General features: G+C 55.3%; 1 protein-coding gene. It reads right to left on the bottom strand.

Annotation, left to right across the window (positions count from 1 at the left end; all coding sequences use genetic code 11):
* Positions 1-82: 82 nt before the first annotated feature.
* Positions 83-561 (bottom strand): ribbon-helix-helix protein, CopG family (locus ACP5J3_RS15025; RefSeq protein WP_428496411.1); only part of this gene is annotated, 479 nt, incomplete at its 5' end.

Below are 561 nucleotides of genomic sequence, written 5' to 3'. Positions count from 1 at the left end.
TACAAGGCGTCGGTGAAGGCGGACACAAGCGCCTCGGATCCCCAGCTCCCCACAAGCAGAACCCTGGGCGCCTCGTACAGCTTCATATCTCCACGTCGTGGGCGATCATAGCGAGCACCAGCCTAATTAGTTCTGACCTGTTGCGGAATACGCCGTTGCGGGTCAGCGCGTCTATCAGCGCCTTGGTGTCTTGATATACGTAGATTCTAAGCTTAGTCGCTCCTCCGTAGTCGCCGTCTTTAAACAGCTCGTACAGCCTCTCGACTGCCTCGCGTACTGCATCTGGCATCGGCCTGCCTCGCTCAGCCGCGCGTCTTTCTGCCTCTGCTACAAGTTTGGCAGGCACCTGAACTACCACTCTGGAGTACTTGGCCTTTCTCCGTCCGCGGCACTGCAGTACGTTCCACGCCTTATCTACGTCGATTGTGTACCTAAGTCTTCCAAATCCGTCCCTAGACGTAGATACAGCGTCGCCTAACATGTATATAAATGCGTTGGCTAAAACTGGGTATTGGCGTGAGGGCAGTGCTACGCCAATGACGTCTCTCACAAACCTGCTTG

Origin of the sequence: Pyrobaculum sp. (assembly GCF_049971835.1) — an archaeon.
Classification (GTDB): Archaea; Thermoproteota; Thermoprotei; order Thermoproteales; family Thermoproteaceae; genus Pyrobaculum.
This window is presented reverse-complemented; position numbering and strand designations above follow the sequence as displayed.